Origin of the sequence: Streptomyces sp. NPDC059994 (assembly GCF_042737755.1) — a bacterium.
Classification (GTDB): Bacteria; Actinomycetota; Actinomycetes; order Streptomycetales; family Streptomycetaceae; genus Streptomyces.
In genome coordinates, this window is the sequence record NZ_JBHWUR010000150.1 from 1 (window position 1) to 16,069 (window position 16,069).

Genomic DNA, 16,069 nt, shown 5'->3' on the forward strand with positions numbered 1-16,069 from the left:
CACCCGGGCAACCCGGGTGCGCCGCTTCGTACGCGCGCAGAGCGCGAAGCGTCAGGCGTCGTAGTCCATGTCGAACTTGTCCTGCTGCTCCTGCGAGGCCCGCTGCGCCTCGTCCGGGTTCTGCTGGCCCTTCTGCTGAGCCTGCCGCGAGCGCTCCTGCTGCTGGTCCTTCTTCGAGCTCATCGCCTGCTGGCCCTTCTGCTGGGCCTGCTTCGCCTTGTCCTGGAACTGGTCCTTGGTGCCCATCGAGTTCACTCCTGAAGGGGTATGAGGGGCCGGGTGCCGGGGCTGTTCCCACGGCTCCCCCGGGCCTCGACCAGCGTGACACGGCTGGACATACCGCGCATTTCGATCAGTTACGGAAGGTCACGGAGCGTGCGTTCCTGCTCGTCGGCGGCCCCGCCCGCGCCCACGAGTCCGCGCCCGACGCCCGCGAGGCGGGGCTCGAAGCGCCGCATCTCGCGCTGGCCCACGGCCCCGATGACCGCGGGCAGATAGCCGCGCACCGACTGCATCCCCCGCAGCCACCACTGCGCGTACACATGCGAGGAGCGGCGCTCGATGCCGGCCACGATCCGGTCGACGGCCGGGCCCAGCGGATAGGTGCGGTTGGACGGCCACGGCAGCCGTTGGCGCAGCTCGCGCATCACGTCGTCCTGGTCCGCGCCGCGCACCATGTCCGTGTCGGTCCAGGACAGATACCCGACCCCGACCCGTACGCCCTTGTAGCCCACCTCGGCCCGCAGGCTGTGCGCGAAGGCCTCCACGCCCGACTTGGACGCGCAGTACGCCGTCATCATCGGCGCCGGGGTGATCGCGGCGAGCGAGGCGATCTGGAGGAAGTAGCCACGGCTCTCCATCAGTACGGGCAGGAAGGCCCGCGCCGTGACCGCGCCGCCGATCAGGTTCACCTCGATGACCCGCCGCCACGCGTCCGGGTCGGAGTCCACGAACGGCCCGCCCGAGGCGACGCCCGCGTTGGCGACCACGATGTCGACCTTGCCGAACCGCTGCTTGATCTCCTGTGCGACCCGCGCCATCGCCTCGTGGTCGGTGACGTCCGCGAACCACGTCTGCGCCTCGGTGTGCAGCCGCGCGGCCACCCGCTTCAGCTCGTCCGGCTCCAGGCCGACCAGGGCCACCTTGGCGCCGCGCGCCGACAGTTTGCGCGCCAGCAGCTCGCCGACGCCCCGGGCCGCGCCCGTGACGACCGCGACCTGCCCCTCCAGGCTCACCCTGCTCATGCCACGTCCTCCTCGACCGTCACATACGTACGAACCAGTTCACGGATGCCTTCCGTGACGACCTCCGGGGCCTCCACCGGGGTCATGTGCCCGATGCCGGTGAGCTCGGTGAGCCCCACGCAGACGGGCAGCGCGGCCGCGATCCGCCGGGCGTGCACCGGCGGGGTGAGCCGGTCGGCCGTTCCCGCCACCACGGCGGTGGGCACTCTCAACTCCCTTACCAGGGCGTCGATTTCGAGCTCCGCAAGGACCTGCGACCAGGCGTAACGGGGTCCCCGGCCGCAGCCGTGCACGATCCTGGCGCACGCCTCGATCCGGTCCGGCGCGGCCCCCGGGCCCATCGTCGCGTACCGCAGGATCTTCTTGGCCACCGGCGTGACCGGCCCGAGCGGGGCCTTCGAGCCGAGGACGGCGCCGGTCAGCCGGGTGCGCAGCCGGCCCGGCCGCAGCGGCACCACCAGCGACTCGGCGACCAGCTGCGAGCTGCCCGTGGAGCAGAGCAGCACCGCCGCCGCGTGCTCGCGCAGCCCCGGGCGCCGGGCGGCGGCCATCAGCGTCATGCCGCCCATGGAGTGCCCGGCGAGCACCGCCTGCTCGCCCGGCGCGAGCGTCGCGGCGAGCACCGCTTCCAGGTCGTCGGCGAGCGCGTCGGCGGAGCAGACGGCGCTCGCGGCCGTACGGCCGTGGCCGCGCTGGTCGTAGACGACGACCCGGTGGTCCTCGGCCAGCGCGTGTATCTGCGCGGCCCAGAAGGCGGTCGAGCAGGTCCAGCCGTGTGCGAGGACGACGGCCGGGGCACCCTCGGGACCGTGCACCTCGACATGCAGCCGGGCGCCGTCGGCGGAGACGGCGGTGAGCGTACGGGAGGGGGCGGGCGGGGCGAAGGGGCCCGAGGTGACGTGCGCGGGGCGGCGCGGGGAGCTCGTGCGGCTCATGAGGCCACCGCCTCGGGGGCACCGGCACCGGCACCGGACGCCTTGCGGCCCTTGCGGGGCTTCGGCGCCGCCGGGGCGGGCTCGGCGGCCCGGGCGCGGACCACCTCGTACTCCCCGAGGTCTACCTCGCGGGTCTCCTTGCGGAACTCGCCGGTCGTGCCGGGCCAGATGGTGGTGTTGCGCCCGCCGGCGTCCAGGTACCAGCTGGTGCAGCCGCCGGTGTTCCACACGGTCCGCTTCATGCGCTCCTGGACGCGCCGGTTCCAGGCGCCCACGGCGGACGGCCGGGCGGCGAGCGCGACGCGGCCCCCGAGGACGTCCAACTGCCGCAGATAGTCGGCCATATAGCTGAGCTGGGACTCGATCATCAGGATCATCGAGGAGTTCCCGAGACCGGTGTTGGGCCCGATGATCGTCATCCAGTTGGGGAACCCGGCGGCGGTGGCGCCGCGCAGCGACTCCATGCCGCCCTTCCACGTCTCCGCGAGCGTGCGCCCGTCCGCGCCGACGACGCGGTCGGCGATCGGCATGTCGGTGACGTGGAAGCCGGTACCGAAGATGATCGCGTCGACCTCGGTCTCGGTCCCGTCGGCGGCGACGAGCGTGGAGCCGCGCACCTCGCTGAGCCCGGAGGCGATGACGTCCACATTGGGCCGGGCGAGCGTCGGGTAGTACGCGCTCGACAGCAGGATCCGCTTGCAGCCGATCCGGTAGTCCGGCGTCAGCTTGGCGCGCAGGGCCGGGTCCTTGATGGCCCGGGCCATGTTCCGCTTGGCCAGCGACTCGACGAGCCCGAGCTCGCCCGGCCGCTTGGTGAACGCGCTGACCTGCAACTCCCGGATGCCCCACAGCAGTCCGCGGCGGGCGGCCCCGGTGAACGGCAGCTGCCGGTGCAGCCAGCGCTCGGGGGCGGTGATCGCCCGGTCCACGCGCGGCATGACCCAGGGCGGGGTGCGCTGGAAGAGCGTGAGGCTGCGGACCTGCGGCTGGATGGCCGGGACGATCTGGATCGCGGAGGCGCCGGTCCCGATCATGGCGACGCGCTTGCCGCGCAGGTCGTAGTCGTGGTCCCAGCGGGCGGAGTGGAAGACCTTGCCGGGGAAGCCGTCGAGGCCGGGGATCCCGGGCATCCTGGGGTCGGAGAGCGGCCCGGTCGCGGAGACGACGACATCGGCGTGGAGGGTGGCGCCGTTGGCGCACTCGACGACCCAGTACAACTGCTCGCCGTCCCACCGCATCATCGTCACTTCGTGGTCGAAGCGGATGTGGGAGCGCAGCCGGAAGGTGTCGGCGACGTGCTCCAGATAGGCCCGGATGTGCTCCTGCCCGGAGAACGTGCGCGGCCAGTCCGGGTTGGGCGCGAAGGAGAACGAGTACAGATGGGACGGTACGTCGCAGGCGCACCCGGGATAGCTGTTGTCCCGCCAGGTCCCGCCGACCGACCCGGCCCGCTCCAGGACGACGAAGTCGGTGATCCCCTCCCGCCGCAGCCGGACCGCGGCCCCGAGCCCGCCGAATCCGGACCCGATCACCGCCACCCGTACGTGCTCGGGCTCGCGCTCGTGCTGGACCATGCCACCGCCTCCATGCAGGACGTCTGTGCGGAGAGTCTCCATGACGCGCGACTCTGCCAGTAATCACTGGCACAGTTGGGAGGGTAGAGCAGCGGCATACCGAGCGGTAGGGGTCCGGCCGGGGAAAGTTACTGGCGGTACAACATAGGCTGGCGGGCGTGGCAGACGGAGGAGACGGCAGCGCACCCGGGGGCGACACCCCCGCCCCGCCCCGCGAGTACCGCATGGAGGAGCTGGCCGCCAAGGCCGGCATCACCGTGCGCACCCTGCGGTTCTACCGCGAGCGCGGCCTCATCCCGCCGCCGCGCCGCGCGGGCCGCATCGCCTGGTACGACGACCACCACCTGGCCCGGCTGCACACCATCGCCGCGCTCCTCGAACGCGGCCACACCCTCTCCGGCATCGCCGACCTGACCGCCGCGTTCGAGTCCGGCCGCGACGCGGGCGAGGCGCTCGGCCTGGTCGAGCCGACCGAGGAGACCCCGGTCCGGCTCACCCCCGAAGCCCTCGCGGACCACTTCGCGGGCCAGGTGACCCCGGAGAACCTGGCGGCGGCCCTCGACCTCGGCTACCTCGCGGTCGACGGCGAGGAGATCGTCCACATCAGCCGCCGCCTGCTCGACGTCTCGGCCGCACTCGTCCGCGAGGGCGTCCCGCTGGCCGCGGTCCTGGCGGCGGGCCGCGAGGTCCGCTCCCACGCGGACGCCCTGGCCCGCCTGTTCGTCGACCTTCTCCACACCCACGCCCCGGACCAGGACCTGGCCCGGCTGCGCCCGCTGGCCAAGCACGTGGTCGAGGCGGAACTGTCCCTGGCGATGGACCGCCGTTTGGCGGACGGGTCCTGAGCGGTGCGGTATTTGTCTGCGGGCCGCGTGTGGCTGGTCGCTCCCCCAAGTTCTCGGCTCCGCTCGAACAGGGGGGACCCCCATCGCGGCGGAGCCGCACATGTCACAGCCCCGCGCCCCTGAAATGCCGCTGCGCGGCAATTCCTTGGGCGCCCCGGAGGGGCGCATCTCAGGGGCGCGGGGAACTGCGCGACCAGCCACAGACCAGCCGCAGACGAATCACCGCGGCGGGAGCTCCGGCCGTCGCCGATCCGGAGTGTTCGTATACCCGGGCGGCGTGGCCGCGGGCGTACCGGACAGCAGATCCAGCGCCAGCTGGACCGCGTCGTCCAGCTGGGCGTGGCGGCCCTCCGCCCAGTCCAGCGGGGTGCGCAGGATCTCCAGGTCCGGCTCGACCCCGTGGTTCTCGATCGACCACTCGTACCTGTCGAACCAGGCCGCGTTCATCGGCACCGTGATCACCGTGCCGTCGCCCAGCGTGTGGCGGCCGGTCATGCCGACCACGCCGCCCCAGGTGCGCTGGCCGACCACCGGGCCGAGCCTGAGGAGGCGGAAGGCCGCGGTGATCATGTCGCCGTCGGAGGAGGTCGCCTCGTCGGCCAGGGCCACCACCGGGCCCCTGGGGGCGTTCGAGGCGTACGAGACGGGCTGGGCGTCGCGCGTGAGGTCCCAGCCGATGATCCTGCGGGTGAGCTTCTCGATCACCAGCTCGCTGATGTGGCCGCCCGCGTTGCCGCGTACGTCGACGATCAGTGCCGGGCGGGACATCTCCAGGCGCAGGTCCCGGTTGAACTGGGCCCAGCCCGAGCCGCCCATGTCCGGGATGTGGAGATAGCCGCACTTCTCGCCGCTCAGCTCCCGCACCACCGCACGGCGCTTGGCCACCCAGTCCTGGTAGCGCAGCGGGCGCTCGTCCACCAGCGGGACCACCGCGACCCGGCGCGAGCGGCCCTCGCCCTCGGCGGGCTCGAAGGTCAGCTCGACGGTCGTGCCGCCCGAGCCCGCGAGCAGCGGGTACGGGCCCGCCACCGGGTCCACCGGGCGGCCGTCGACATGGGTGAGGACCGCGCCCTCGCGGATGCCGGTGCCGGCCAGCGGCGAGCGGGCCTTGGAGTCGGAGGAGTCGCCGGGCAGGATGCGCCGCACCATCCAGCCGTCCTCGCGGTGGACGAAGTTGGCGCCGAGCAGGCCCTGGGGGCGCTGGTAGTGGGGCGGGCCCTCGTTCCTGCGGGCGGCCGAGACGTACGCGTGCGAGGTGCCCAGCTCGCCGAGGACCTCGCGCAGCAGGTCCGCGAACTCGTCGGGGGAGGCGACCCGTTCGACCAGCGGGCGGTACTGGTCGAGGACCGCCTTCCAGTCGATGCCGCACATCTGCGGCTCCCAGAAGTACGCGCGGATGATCCGGCCCGCCTCGTCGTACGCCTGGCGCCACTCGGAGGGCGGGTCGACCTCGTGGAGGACGCGGCGCAGGTCGAGGTAGACCGTGGAGTCGGTGTCGCCGGACTCGGTGGCGGGCACGGCCCGCAGCTCGCCCTCGTCGACGACCACCAGTCGGCTGCCGTCGCCGCTCACCGCGAACCAGTCGAGGTGGTCGACGAGTTCGGTCTTGCGCGCCTTGATGATGTCGAAGTGCTCCAGGGTCGGGCGGCCCGAGGTGTCCGCCGGGTTGGCGAAGGTCTCGCCCAGCGCGCCCGAGATCGGCCAGCGCAGCCACACCAGCCCGCCGCCGGACACCGGGTTCAGCGCCGAGTACTTGGAGGCCGCCACCGGGAACGGCGTCACCCTGCTCTCCAGGCCCTCCACCTCGACCGTCACCGTGCCGTCGCCCGAGTCGTCCAGCGGGTCGAGCCCGCCCGCGGCCGGGCGCCCGTCGGGCAGCAGCGCGAAGGGGGAAGGGGTGGCCGAGGAGAGCGGCACCAGATACGGGCGGCAGCCGAGCGGGAAGGAGAGGTCGCCGGTGTGGACGTCGTAGACCGGGTCGAAGCCGCGCCAGGAGAGGAAGGCGAGATAGCGGCCGTCCCGGGTGAACACCGGGTTCTCGTCCTCGAAGCGGCCGTTGGTGACATCCACGATGACCCGCGCGCCCGGCCCGGAGATCCGGGCCATCTTGATCTGGCGCAGCGAGCGGCCGATGCCCGGGTGGGACCAGGTCAGCCAGCAGCCGTCCGGCGAGAACGCCAGGTCGCGGACGGGTCCGTTGATCGAGCGGATCAGTTCGGTGGCCTCGCCGTTGGACTCCTCGGTGGCGTCGATCAGCAGCAGCCGGCCGTCGTGCGAGGCGATCGCCAGGCGTTCGCCCTCCGGGTCGGAGAGCAGCTCCTGGACCCGGCCGAGCTCGCCGGAGGCCAGCCGCCTCGGCTCGCGCTCGCCGCTGGCCCGGGGCAGGTAGGCGATCTCCACCGCGTCCTCGCCGTCCGCGTCCGTCACGTATGCCACCTGGCCGCCGGTGCCGAGCATCTCGGGCAGGCGGACCCGTACGCCCGCGGTGTCGGTGATCGTGCGGGCCGGGCCGTCGCGGTGGGTCAGCCAGTACAGGCTGCCGCGCACCACGACCGCGCTGGCCCGGCCCGTGGCGTCGACCGAGAGCGCGTCCACGTGGCTGGCGGCGGGCACCTGGTACGTACGCCGTCCGGCGCGCGGGCCGCCCAGGCGCACGTCCAGACGGCGCGGGGCCGAGCCGGGGGTGAGGGCGTCGACGATCCACAGGTCGCCCGCGCACTGGTAGACCACCCGGTGCCCGTCCGAGGAGGCGTGCCGGGCGTAGTACTCGTCGTGGTCGGTGTGGCGGCGCAGGCCGGAGCCGTCGGGCAGACAGGAGTAGAGGTTGCCGACGCCCTCGTGGTCGGAGAGGAACGCGATGCGGTCCGCCACGAACATCACCGAGTCGAGATGGCCGCCGATGTCCGGGAGCAGCCGCTCGCCGTGCAGCCACAGCCGGCCCATGGCGCCGCCCCGGTAGCGCTTCCAGGCGGCGGGCTCGTGCGGCGGCTTGCCGGTGAGCAGCAGGGTGCGGCGCTCGCCGTCGAGGTCGGTGACCGCGATGTCCGAGACCGGGCCCCAGGGCAGCCGCCCGCCGGGGGAGCCGTCGGCGGGGACGCTGTAGGCCCAGGAGAAGTACGAGAAGGGCTGGCCGTGGGAGGAGACGGCCAGGATGTGGCCGTCGGGGGTCCAGCCGCAGACCCGGGTGTCGGTGGAGCCCCAGTAGGTCAGCCGCCGGGCCGGGCCGCCGCCCACGGGGGCCAGGTGGATCTCCGGGTCCAGGCTGCGCCAGGTCGTGTACGCGATCTGTTTCCCGTCGGGGGAGAACCGGGGATGGCTGACCTTGGTGCGGTCGACGGTGACCCGCCAGGCCCGCGACGGGCTGTGGCCGGCTGGGACCAGGGGCGCGACCCACAGGTCGTCCTCGGCGGCGAAGCAGATCAAGTCGTCGTGCAGATGCGGGAAGCGGAGGTATGCGCCCTCGGTCACGGGCGCCGGCTGCTGGTCGTCCTCGCGTGCGTCGCTCACTCGTCAATGCTTTCCGCGCGACGGGGGTGCGGCAACTTATGGAGCCCTGTCAGTTGTGGCACAGAACACAAGCGAAACGATTTCGTTTCGCTCAGCCGGAGCGATATCTTCGAACGAGTACGAAACCGTTTCGTTCGGATGGGAGGTCGAGGAATGGCAAGCAGGCTCACGGCCGAACGTGAGGCAGAGCTGTACGAGTCGGTGCTCGACCTGCTGCGCGAGGTCGGCTACGACGCCCTGACGATGGACGCCGTCGCCGCCCGTACCCGCTCCAGCAAGGCCACCCTCTACCGTCAGTGGGGGAACAAGCCGGAGCTGGTCGCGCGGGCGCTGCGGCACAACAAGCCGGTCGGTCTCCACCAGATCGACACCGGCTCGCTGCGCCGCGACTTCCACGAGCTGGTCGGTCTTGAGGACGACTGCAAGCTGGAGAAGGACTCCGCGCTGATGCGGGGCCTGATGCGCGCCGTCCATGACAACCCGGACCTCCACCAGGCGCTGCGCGAAGTGCTGATCGAGCCGGAGATCACCGGCCTCGACCAGGTGCTGCGGCGCGCGGTGGAACGCGGGGAGGTCCGCGCGGACTGTCCCGCGATCCCCTACGTCGTACACATGCTGGTCGGCGCCTTCGTCGCCCGGCAGCTCGTCGAGGACAAGCCGGTGGACAAGGCCTTCCTCGGAAACTACATCGACGCCGTGGTCCTCCCCGCCCTCGGCGATCCCGTCTAGCTCCCCACCAACCTGCCCCACCTGACGTACGCCGCTCTCGTCGTCGGGCTGGTTATCCACGCCCTGTTTCCATCGACCCGACCGGGAGTACGCCCTCGTGGCCACGTTCCTCTACCGACTCGGCAGGTTCGCCTTCCGGCGCCGCCGCTATGTCGCCCTGGTGTGGGTGGCGCTGCTGTTCCTCGCCGGATTCGGCGCCGCGTCCGCATCCTCTCCTTCCGCCAGCTCCTTCTCGATGCCGGGAACGGAGGCCCAGAAGGCCTTCGACCTGCTCGAAAAGCGCTTCCCGGGGGGCAGCGCCGACGGCGCCACCGCCCGAATAGTCTTCAAGGCCCCGGCCGGCAAGACCATGGACGACCCGGGCAGCAAGACCCAGGTCGACAAGGTCGTCGCCGACCTGCCCAAGGGCTCCGACCAGGTCTCCTCGGTCACCAGCCCGTATGAGGCCAACGCCGTCTCCAAGGACCGCTCGACCGCGTACATATCGGTGAAGTACAAGGTCAACGGCATGGCCCTGGAGGACAGCGACCGCAAGTCGCTGGAGGACTCCGGCAAGGCCGCCGAGAAGGCCGGGCTCACCGTCGAGATCGGCGGTGACGCGCTCCAGGCCAATCCCGAGACGGGCTCCGGCGAGATCATCGGCGTGGTGATCGCCGGCATCGTGCTGATGATCACCTTCGGCTCGCTGATCGCGGCCGGGCTTCCGCTGGTCACCGCCATCATCGGCGTCGGCATCGGCGTCTCGACCATCACCGCGCTCGCCAACGTCCTGGACCTCGGCAACACCACCTCGACGCTGGCCTCGATGATCGGCCTCGCGGTCGGCATCGACTACGCGCTCTTCATCGTCTCGCGCTACCGGGCCGAGCTCCGCGAGGGCCGGGACCGCGAGGAAGCGATAGGCAGGGCCGTCGGAACCGCCGGTTCCGCGGTCGTCTTCGCCGGTCTGACCGTCGTCATCGCCCTGTGCGGCCTCGCGGTCGTCAACATCCCGATGCTCACCAAGATGGGCGTGGCCGCGGCCGGTACGGTCGTGATCGCGGTCCTCATCGCACTCACCCTGATCCCGGCGGTGCTCGGTTTCACGGGCAAGCGCGTCTTCGGCCGCCGCACCCGCAAGGCGATGGACGCCGGCACGGTCCCCTCGCCCGCCGAGGCCAAGCCGAACATGGGCACCCGCTGGTCCAGCCTCGTACTGCGCAAGCCCGTCTGGGTGCTGCTCGCCGGTGTGATCGGGCTCGGCGTCGTCGCCGTCCCGGCCGCCTCCCTGGAGATGGGTCTGCCCGACGACGGCTCGCAGCCGACGTCGACGACCCAGCGCCGCGCCTACGACTCGCTCTCCGACGGCTTCGGCCCGGGCTTCAACGGCCCGCTGATGATCGTCGTGGACGGCGCCAAGGCCGGCGGTGCCAAGGCCGCGGCCGACCGCACCGCGGACACCATCAAGAAGCTGCCGAACGTCGCCGAGGTCATGGCGCCCGTCCTCAACAAGGAGGGCGACACCGCGACCATCACGGTGATCCCGAAGTCCAAGCCGTCCTCCACGGACACCGAGGACCTGGTCCACTCGATCCGGGACGCGGGCAAGGACATCAAGTCCGAGACCAAGGCCGAGGTCCTGGTCACCGGCGCGACCGCGATGAACATCGACTTCTCGCAGCGCATGAACGACGCCCTGCTGCCCTATCTGGCGCTCGTGGTGGGCCTGGCCTTCCTGCTCCTGATGGTGGTCTTCCGCTCGATCCTGGTTCCGCTGAAGGCGGCCCTCGGCTTCCTGCTCTCGGTGGTCGCCGCCCTCGGCGCGGTCGTCGCGGTCTTCCAGTGGGGCTGGCTCGGCGGGCTCTTCGGGGTGGAGAACCCCGGCCCGATCATGTCGATGATGCCGATCTTCATGGTCGGAGTGGTCTTCGGTCTGGCCATGGACTACGAGGTCTTCCTCGTCACCCGGATGCGCGAGGCGTACGTCCACGGCGAGCGTCCCGGCCAGGCGATCGTGACCGGTTTCCGGCACGGCGCCCGGGTGGTCACGGCCGCCGCGGTGATCATGATCGCGGTCTTCTCCGGCTTCATCGGGGCCAGCGACCAGATGATCAAGATGATCGGCTTCGCCCTCGCGATCGCGGTCTTCTTCGACGCCTTCGTGGTCCGTATGGCGATCGTCCCCGCGGTGCTCGCGCTGCTCGGGTCGAAGGCCTGGTGGCTGCCGGGCTGGCTCGACAGGATCCTGCCCAACGTCGACGTCGAGGGTGAGGGCCTGAAGGCCCACGCGGCGAAGGCGTCCGACGGCGACGACGACCGCGAGCTCGCGCGCGTCTGACCCGTCACCCGTCACCCGTAACGCCGAGCCGGCCCCTACGCATCACGCGTAGGGGCCGGCTCTTTCGTTGCGTACGTCCGGCTACGCCGGGGCGATTAGGCCCGTCCGCTCGGCGCGGGCGTCACGCTGTACGTATGCCGCAGAAAGCGGACCAGGGGAGAGCTGTCGAACTGGACCACCGCGACGCCGTCCGGGGAGTGGAACTCCAGGACGGTCTGGGCCCGGCCGCACGGCCAGACGACGATGTCGCCGCGGCGGGCGGGACCGCGGAGCCCGGCCTCCAGCAACGTGCGCGGGAAGACCCACTCGTTGCCCCCGGGGAACTCGAAGCGCACGGTCAGCGGGTCTTCGGCCGGGTCGTAGCGCAGGGCGACCGGAACGGCGCGGTGGTGCGGGGCGTCCGAGACGATCCTCGCGCGGGCGTGTTCCTCGACGGCGGGGGACATCAGTCGCTCCTCACGCTGGCTCTGCCTGGCTCCGCATAGCTGTTCATGTTCTTTGTCATCAAATGTCGCATATTTTGGGGGGCGTGCCGGGCGTGGGAACGGTTCGTAAATCTCACTCACGCGCTCTTGCAAGCCGTTCGCAGGTGCACGACTATCATCGAGCGGTTCAGTCGAATGGTTCCAGCCATCCAGGCCCCAGCGGAGACCACCCATGCATGTCCCGGACGGATTCATCAACGCCCCCGTCTCCGCGATAGCCGGAGTAGGCGCGGCGGCCGCCATCGCGGTCAGCCTGCGCGGGGCCCGACGTGAACTCGACGAGAAGACGGCCCCGCTCGCGGGTCTGGTCGCGGCGTTCATCTTCGCCGTGCAGATGCTGAACTTCCCCGTGGCGGCCGGCACCAGCGGCCATCTGCTCGGCGGGGCGCTCGCGGCGATACTCGTCGGTCCGTACACCGGCGTCCTCTGTGTCTCCGTCGTACTCCTCATGCAGGGCATCCTTTTCGCCGACGGCGGCCTCACCGCGCTCGGCGTCAACATCACCGACATGGCGATCGTGACGACGGTCGTGGCGTACACCGTCTTCCGCGGCCTGGTGAAGGTGCTGCCCCGCAGGCGGGGCTCCATCACCGCGGCCACCTTCGTCGCCGCCCTCCTCTCCGTCCCGGCCGCCGCCCTCGCCTTCACCGCGATCTACTCGGTCGGCGGCACCACCGACGTCCCCATCGGCAAGGTGCTCACCGCGATGGTCGGCGTGCACATCCTGATCGGCATCGGCGAGGCCGCGATCACGGCGCTCACCGTGGGCGCGGTCATCGCCGTACGGCCCGACCTCGTCCACGGGGCCCGCGGACTGCACGCCCCGCTGAAGCTCCGCGTGGGCGGCGAACTGGTCGACGCCCACGCTCCCGAGCCCGTACCCGACGCGGCGCGCTCCACGCACAAGGTCCGCGCCGCGTTCGTCGTCGCGGCCCTCCTGCTGGCGGGATTCTTCTCCTTCTACGCGTCCGCCTCGCCCGACGGCCTGGAGAAGGTGGCCCACGACAAGGGCATCGACACCCAGGAGAAGAAGCACGCCACCGAGGGCTCGCTGCTCGCGGGCTACTCGGTCAAGGACATCGGCAACGACCGCCTCGCCACCGGCCTCGCGGGCATGACCGGAGTCGCGGTGACGGTCGGCGTCGGCAGCGGGATCTTCTGGGTGGTGCGCCGCCGCGGCGCCGCCGCGGCCGAGGCCACACCCACCGCCGTGCCCCGGACGGAGAAGGTCTGACATGGGCGCGGGCCACACGCACAAGATGTACCGGCAGGCCGTCTCGCCGGTCCACGACCTGCCCCCGCACTGCAAGATCGCGGCCGTCTTCCTCTTCGTGATCGTGGTCGTCTCGACCCCGCGCGAGGCGATCTGGGCCTTCGGTCTGTACGCGGTGCTGATCGGCACGGTGGCGGGCGCGGCCAGGATCCCGGTGGGCTTCCTGCTCAAGCGCCTGCTGATCGAGGTGCCGTTCGTGGCGTTCGCCGTGCTGATGCCGTTCGTGGTGCCGGGCGAGCAGGTGCACGTGCTCGGCCTGTCGATGAGCGAGAACGGGCTGTGGGGCGCGTGGAACGTACTGGCCAAGGGCACGCTCGGGGTCGCCGCCTCGGTGATCCTGGCCTCCACCACGGACCTGCGGGCGCTGCTCCTCGGCCTCCAGCGGCTCAGACTCCCGTCGCTCCTGGTCCAGATCGCGTCGTTCATGATCCGCTACGGCGATGTGATCACGGACGAGATGCGCCGGATGTCGATCGCCCGCCGCTCGCGCGGCTTCGAGGCGAAGGGCCTGCGGGCCTGGAGCGTCCTCGCCAAGTCGGCGGGCGCGCTGTTCATCCGCTCGTACGAGCGCGGTGAGCGCGTACATCTGGCCATGGTCAGCCGTGGTTACGCGGGTTCGATGCCGGTCATCGACGATGTGACGGCGACCGGCGCGCAATGGCGTTACGCGGCGGTGCTCCCCGCGTCGGCTCTGGTCATCTGTCTCTTGGGGTGGACCCTGTGAACACATCTGCAACTTCCTCCGCGCCCGCTTCGCTGCACGTGAGCGGGCTCGCCTTCGCCTACCCCGACGGCCACCAGGCCCTGTTCGGCGTCGACCTGACGGTGGGGCGCGGCGAGCGGGTCGCGCTGCTCGGCCCCAACGGCGCGGGCAAGACGACCCTGGTCCTGCACCTCAACGGCATCCTGACCGGCGGCGCGGGCTCGGTGACGGTGGCCGGGCTCCCCGTGGAGAAGCGGAACCTGGCCGAGATCCGGCGCCGGGTCGGCATCGTCTTCCAGGACCCCGACGACCAGCTCTTCATGCCCACGGTCCGCGAGGACGTGGCGTTCGGGCCGGCCGCGTCGGGGATGCGCGGGGCGGAGCTGGAGGCGCGGGTGCACAAGGCGCTGGAGCGGGTGGGGATGGCGGAGTACGCGGACCGGCCCCCGCACCATCTCTCCTTCGGCCAGCGCCGCCGGGTCGCGGTGGCGACCGTGCTCGCGATGGAGCCGGAGATCCTGGTCCTGGACGAGCCGTCGTCGAACCTGGACCCGGCGTCCAGGCGCGAACTGGCCGACATCCTGCGGGCGCTGGACGTCACCGTACTGATGGTCACGCACGACCTGCCGTACGCGCTGGAGCTGTGCGGCCGGTCCGTGATCCTCAGCGGCGGGACGATCGCGGCGGACGGCAAGACGGCGGACGTCCTGTCGGACGACGAACTGATGCGCACGCACCGCCTGGAGCTGCCGTTCGGCTTCGACCCGAGGACGGCGGCGGCGAAGGCGTAACCGCTACCCGACCGCCTCGCGGACCGCGCGCACCAGGGCCTGGGCGCGCGGGTCGGCGGTGACGCCCTTCTGGAGGCCGTTGGTGACATAGCCGAAGGCGATGCCCGACTCCGGGTCGGCGAAGCCGAGCGAGCCGCCGCGGCCCGGGTGCCCGAACGAGCCGGGGCCCAGGAGCGGACACGCCGGGCCGTGCAGCATGAAGCCGAGTCCGAAGCGGGTGTTGACGACCAGGACCCGGTCCGGGCCCGCGGACTCCTCGGTACGGGCCAGCGCGACCGTCGCCGGGGCGAAGAGGCGGCGCCCGTCCACCTCGCCGATGGCCGCCGCGTAGAAGCGGGCGAGGCCGCGGGCGGTGGATATACCGGCGGAGGCGGCGAGTTCGGCGGCGCGGTAGGCGGGGTCGTTCTCGTCCGGCAGCGGGTCGATGGCGCCGAAGGCGCGGCGGGTGAGGGAGGCGGGGTCCTCGTACGCGGCGGAGACGGCGCGCTTGGGCCGCAGGGCGATGGCCCCGGGGAGGTGGGGCGCCTCCGTCGGTCCCACGCGCCCCACCCTCCCTGCCTCGTCCTGCGGCAGCCCGATCCAGAAGTCGGCCCCGAGCGGCCGGGCGATCTCCTCCGCGACCCAGCGGCCGAGGGTGCGGCCGGTGACGCGGCGGACGAGCTCGCCGAGGAGCCAGCTGTACGTCTGGGCGTGGTACCCGTGCCCGGACCCCGGCTCCCAGAACGGCGCCTGCGCGGCGACCGCGGCCGGTCCCGACTCGCCGTCGGCGGCCTCGGCGGGGGTGAGGGGCCGGTCGAGGGCGGGGACTCCGGCGCGGTGCGAGAGGAGGTGCCGGACGAGGGTGCGCTCCTTGCCCTTCGCCTTGAACCCGGGCCAGTACGTGGCCACGGGCGCGTCCAGGTCCAACTGGCCGCGCTGGTGGAGGAGGAGGGGGACGGCGGCGGCTATGCCCTTGGTGGCCGAGCGGACGATCTGGGCGGTGTCGATAGCCCAGGGCGCCTGGCCGTCGACGTCCTTGGTCCCGCCCCACAGGTCGACGACCTTCCGCCCGTCCCGGTACACGGCGACGGCGGCGCCGTGGTCTCCGCGGTGGGTGAAGTTACGGACGAAGGCGTCCCTGACCGGTTCGTACCCCGGGTCCACCGAGCCCTGCACGTCACTCACGCCCGCTCCCATTTTTCCGGCGGCGCCTCTGGTGACGCACCCGGTCCATTGAACGTGGTGGGGTGGGGGGATTCTTCCCCGGGGGCCTCGACCCCCGGACCCCTGAGCGGTGCCTGCGGCCCCGCACCCCGCTCGGGGCTTCGCCCCGGGCCCCGTTTTTGACTGCGGGTTCGGTGGGGGCTGGTCGCGCAGTTCCCCGCGCCCCTTTGGGCCCGGTGTTTGTCTGCGGGTCCGCTGTGGTTGCTCGCGCAGTTCCCCGCGCCCCTGAAGACCGGCACCTACAGCCCCTCCGGCCTTTGCGGAGTGGGGTGCCCCTGCCCCCTTAGGGGCGCGGGGAACTGCGCGACCAGCCCCCCCACAGCCCGCAGACGAACGGGGTCCGGGGCGAAGCCCCGAAGCGGGGTCCGGGGCGAAGCCCCAGTAGTGGGGTGCAGGGGCGCAGCCCCGCCCGGGGGTCCGGGGGCGTAGCCCCCGGGGCCCCCGCCGCCACCCCCCCCCCCCC

At 72.0% G+C, this 16,069-nt stretch carries 13 protein-coding genes; 6 read left to right on the plus strand and 7 right to left on the minus strand.

The genetic code is table 11. The annotated features are described in order from the left end of the window. Positions 1-51 precede the first annotated feature (51 nt). The 4 genes from ACFWA7_RS37250 to ACFWA7_RS37265 all read right to left on the minus strand — a co-directional run bounded on the left by ACFWA7_RS37250 (position 52) and on the right by ACFWA7_RS37265 (position 3,753). Positions 52-246: a hypothetical protein gene (locus ACFWA7_RS37250; RefSeq protein ID WP_385548591.1), complete on the minus strand. Its 195-nt coding sequence runs from the start codon at positions 244-246 to the stop codon at positions 52-54. A 110-nt stretch (positions 247-356) separates the two neighbouring features. Then, positions 357-1,244 (minus strand): SDR family oxidoreductase, encoded by an 888-nt coding sequence (locus ACFWA7_RS37255; RefSeq protein ID WP_385827558.1) that lies wholly within the window; start codon positions 1,242-1,244, stop codon positions 357-359. Continuing rightward, positions 1,241-2,179 (minus strand): alpha/beta fold hydrolase, encoded by a 939-nt coding sequence (locus ACFWA7_RS37260; RefSeq protein WP_385827560.1) that lies wholly within the window; start codon positions 2,177-2,179, stop codon positions 1,241-1,243. The genes ACFWA7_RS37255 and ACFWA7_RS37260 overlap by 4 nt, the downstream gene beginning before the upstream one ends. Next, positions 2,176-3,753 (minus strand): flavin-containing monooxygenase, encoded by a 1,578-nt coding sequence (locus ACFWA7_RS37265; protein ID WP_385548582.1) that lies wholly within the window; start codon positions 3,751-3,753, stop codon positions 2,176-2,178. Before ACFWA7_RS37265 ends, ACFWA7_RS37260 begins: the two co-directional genes overlap by 4 nt. A gap of 224 nt (positions 3,754-3,977) precedes the next feature. Here ACFWA7_RS37265 and ACFWA7_RS37270 point away from each other — a divergent pair, with 224 nt between their 5' ends. Continuing rightward, entirely contained in the window at positions 3,978-4,598 is a 621-nt protein-coding gene (locus ACFWA7_RS37270) for a MerR family transcriptional regulator (RefSeq protein ID WP_385548594.1), read from the plus strand. 219 nt (positions 4,599-4,817) lie between these two features. Here the strand turns inward: ACFWA7_RS37270 and ACFWA7_RS37275 are convergent, their stop codons facing one another. Further along, entirely contained in the window at positions 4,818-8,105 is a 3,288-nt protein-coding gene (locus tag ACFWA7_RS37275) for a S41 family peptidase (protein WP_385548579.1), read from the minus strand. Positions 8,106-8,258: 153 nt separating this feature from the next. Here ACFWA7_RS37275 and ACFWA7_RS37280 point away from each other — a divergent pair, with 153 nt between their 5' ends. Together ACFWA7_RS37280 and ACFWA7_RS37285 are read left to right on the plus strand one after the other, a co-directional pair. Further along, on the plus strand, positions 8,259-8,834 hold the full coding sequence (locus ACFWA7_RS37280; protein WP_385548577.1) for a TetR/AcrR family transcriptional regulator: 576 nt from the start codon (positions 8,259-8,261) through the stop codon (positions 8,832-8,834). A gap of 97 nt (positions 8,835-8,931) precedes the next feature. After that, a complete protein-coding gene (locus ACFWA7_RS37285) occupies positions 8,932-11,151 on the plus strand; it encodes an MMPL family transporter (RefSeq protein ID WP_385548574.1) in 2,220 nt (739 codons plus the stop codon). Positions 11,152-11,246: 95 nt separating this feature from the next. On the opposite strand, the gene ACFWA7_RS37290 is transcribed toward ACFWA7_RS37285, so the two are convergent. Beyond that, complete coding sequence (locus ACFWA7_RS37290; protein WP_385548571.1) at positions 11,247-11,597, minus strand: SsgA family sporulation/cell division regulator; 351 nt, start codon at positions 11,595-11,597, stop codon at positions 11,247-11,249. 211 nt (positions 11,598-11,808) lie between these two features. Between ACFWA7_RS37290 and ACFWA7_RS37295 the strand changes: the two genes are divergently transcribed. The 3 genes from ACFWA7_RS37295 to ACFWA7_RS37305 are packed head-to-tail and all read left to right on the plus strand — an operon-like array spanning position 11,809 to position 14,403. After that, positions 11,809-12,870, plus strand: a complete 1,062-nt coding sequence (locus ACFWA7_RS37295; protein ID WP_385548568.1) for an energy-coupling factor ABC transporter permease — start codon at positions 11,809-11,811, stop codon at positions 12,868-12,870. 1 nt (position 12,871) lies between these two features. Continuing rightward, positions 12,872-13,633, plus strand: a complete 762-nt coding sequence (gene cbiQ / locus ACFWA7_RS37300) for a cobalt ECF transporter T component CbiQ (RefSeq protein WP_385548565.1) — start codon at positions 12,872-12,874, stop codon at positions 13,631-13,633. Continuing rightward, positions 13,630-14,403: an energy-coupling factor ABC transporter ATP-binding protein gene (locus tag ACFWA7_RS37305; protein ID WP_385548561.1), complete on the plus strand. Its 774-nt coding sequence runs from the start codon at positions 13,630-13,632 to the stop codon at positions 14,401-14,403. Before cbiQ ends, ACFWA7_RS37305 begins: the two co-directional genes overlap by 4 nt. Positions 14,404-14,406: 3 nt before the next feature. On the opposite strand, the gene ACFWA7_RS37310 is transcribed toward ACFWA7_RS37305, so the two are convergent. After that, a complete protein-coding gene (locus ACFWA7_RS37310; RefSeq protein ID WP_385827562.1) occupies positions 14,407-15,579 on the minus strand; it encodes a serine hydrolase domain-containing protein in 1,173 nt (390 codons plus the stop codon). Positions 15,580-16,069 lie beyond the last annotated feature (490 nt).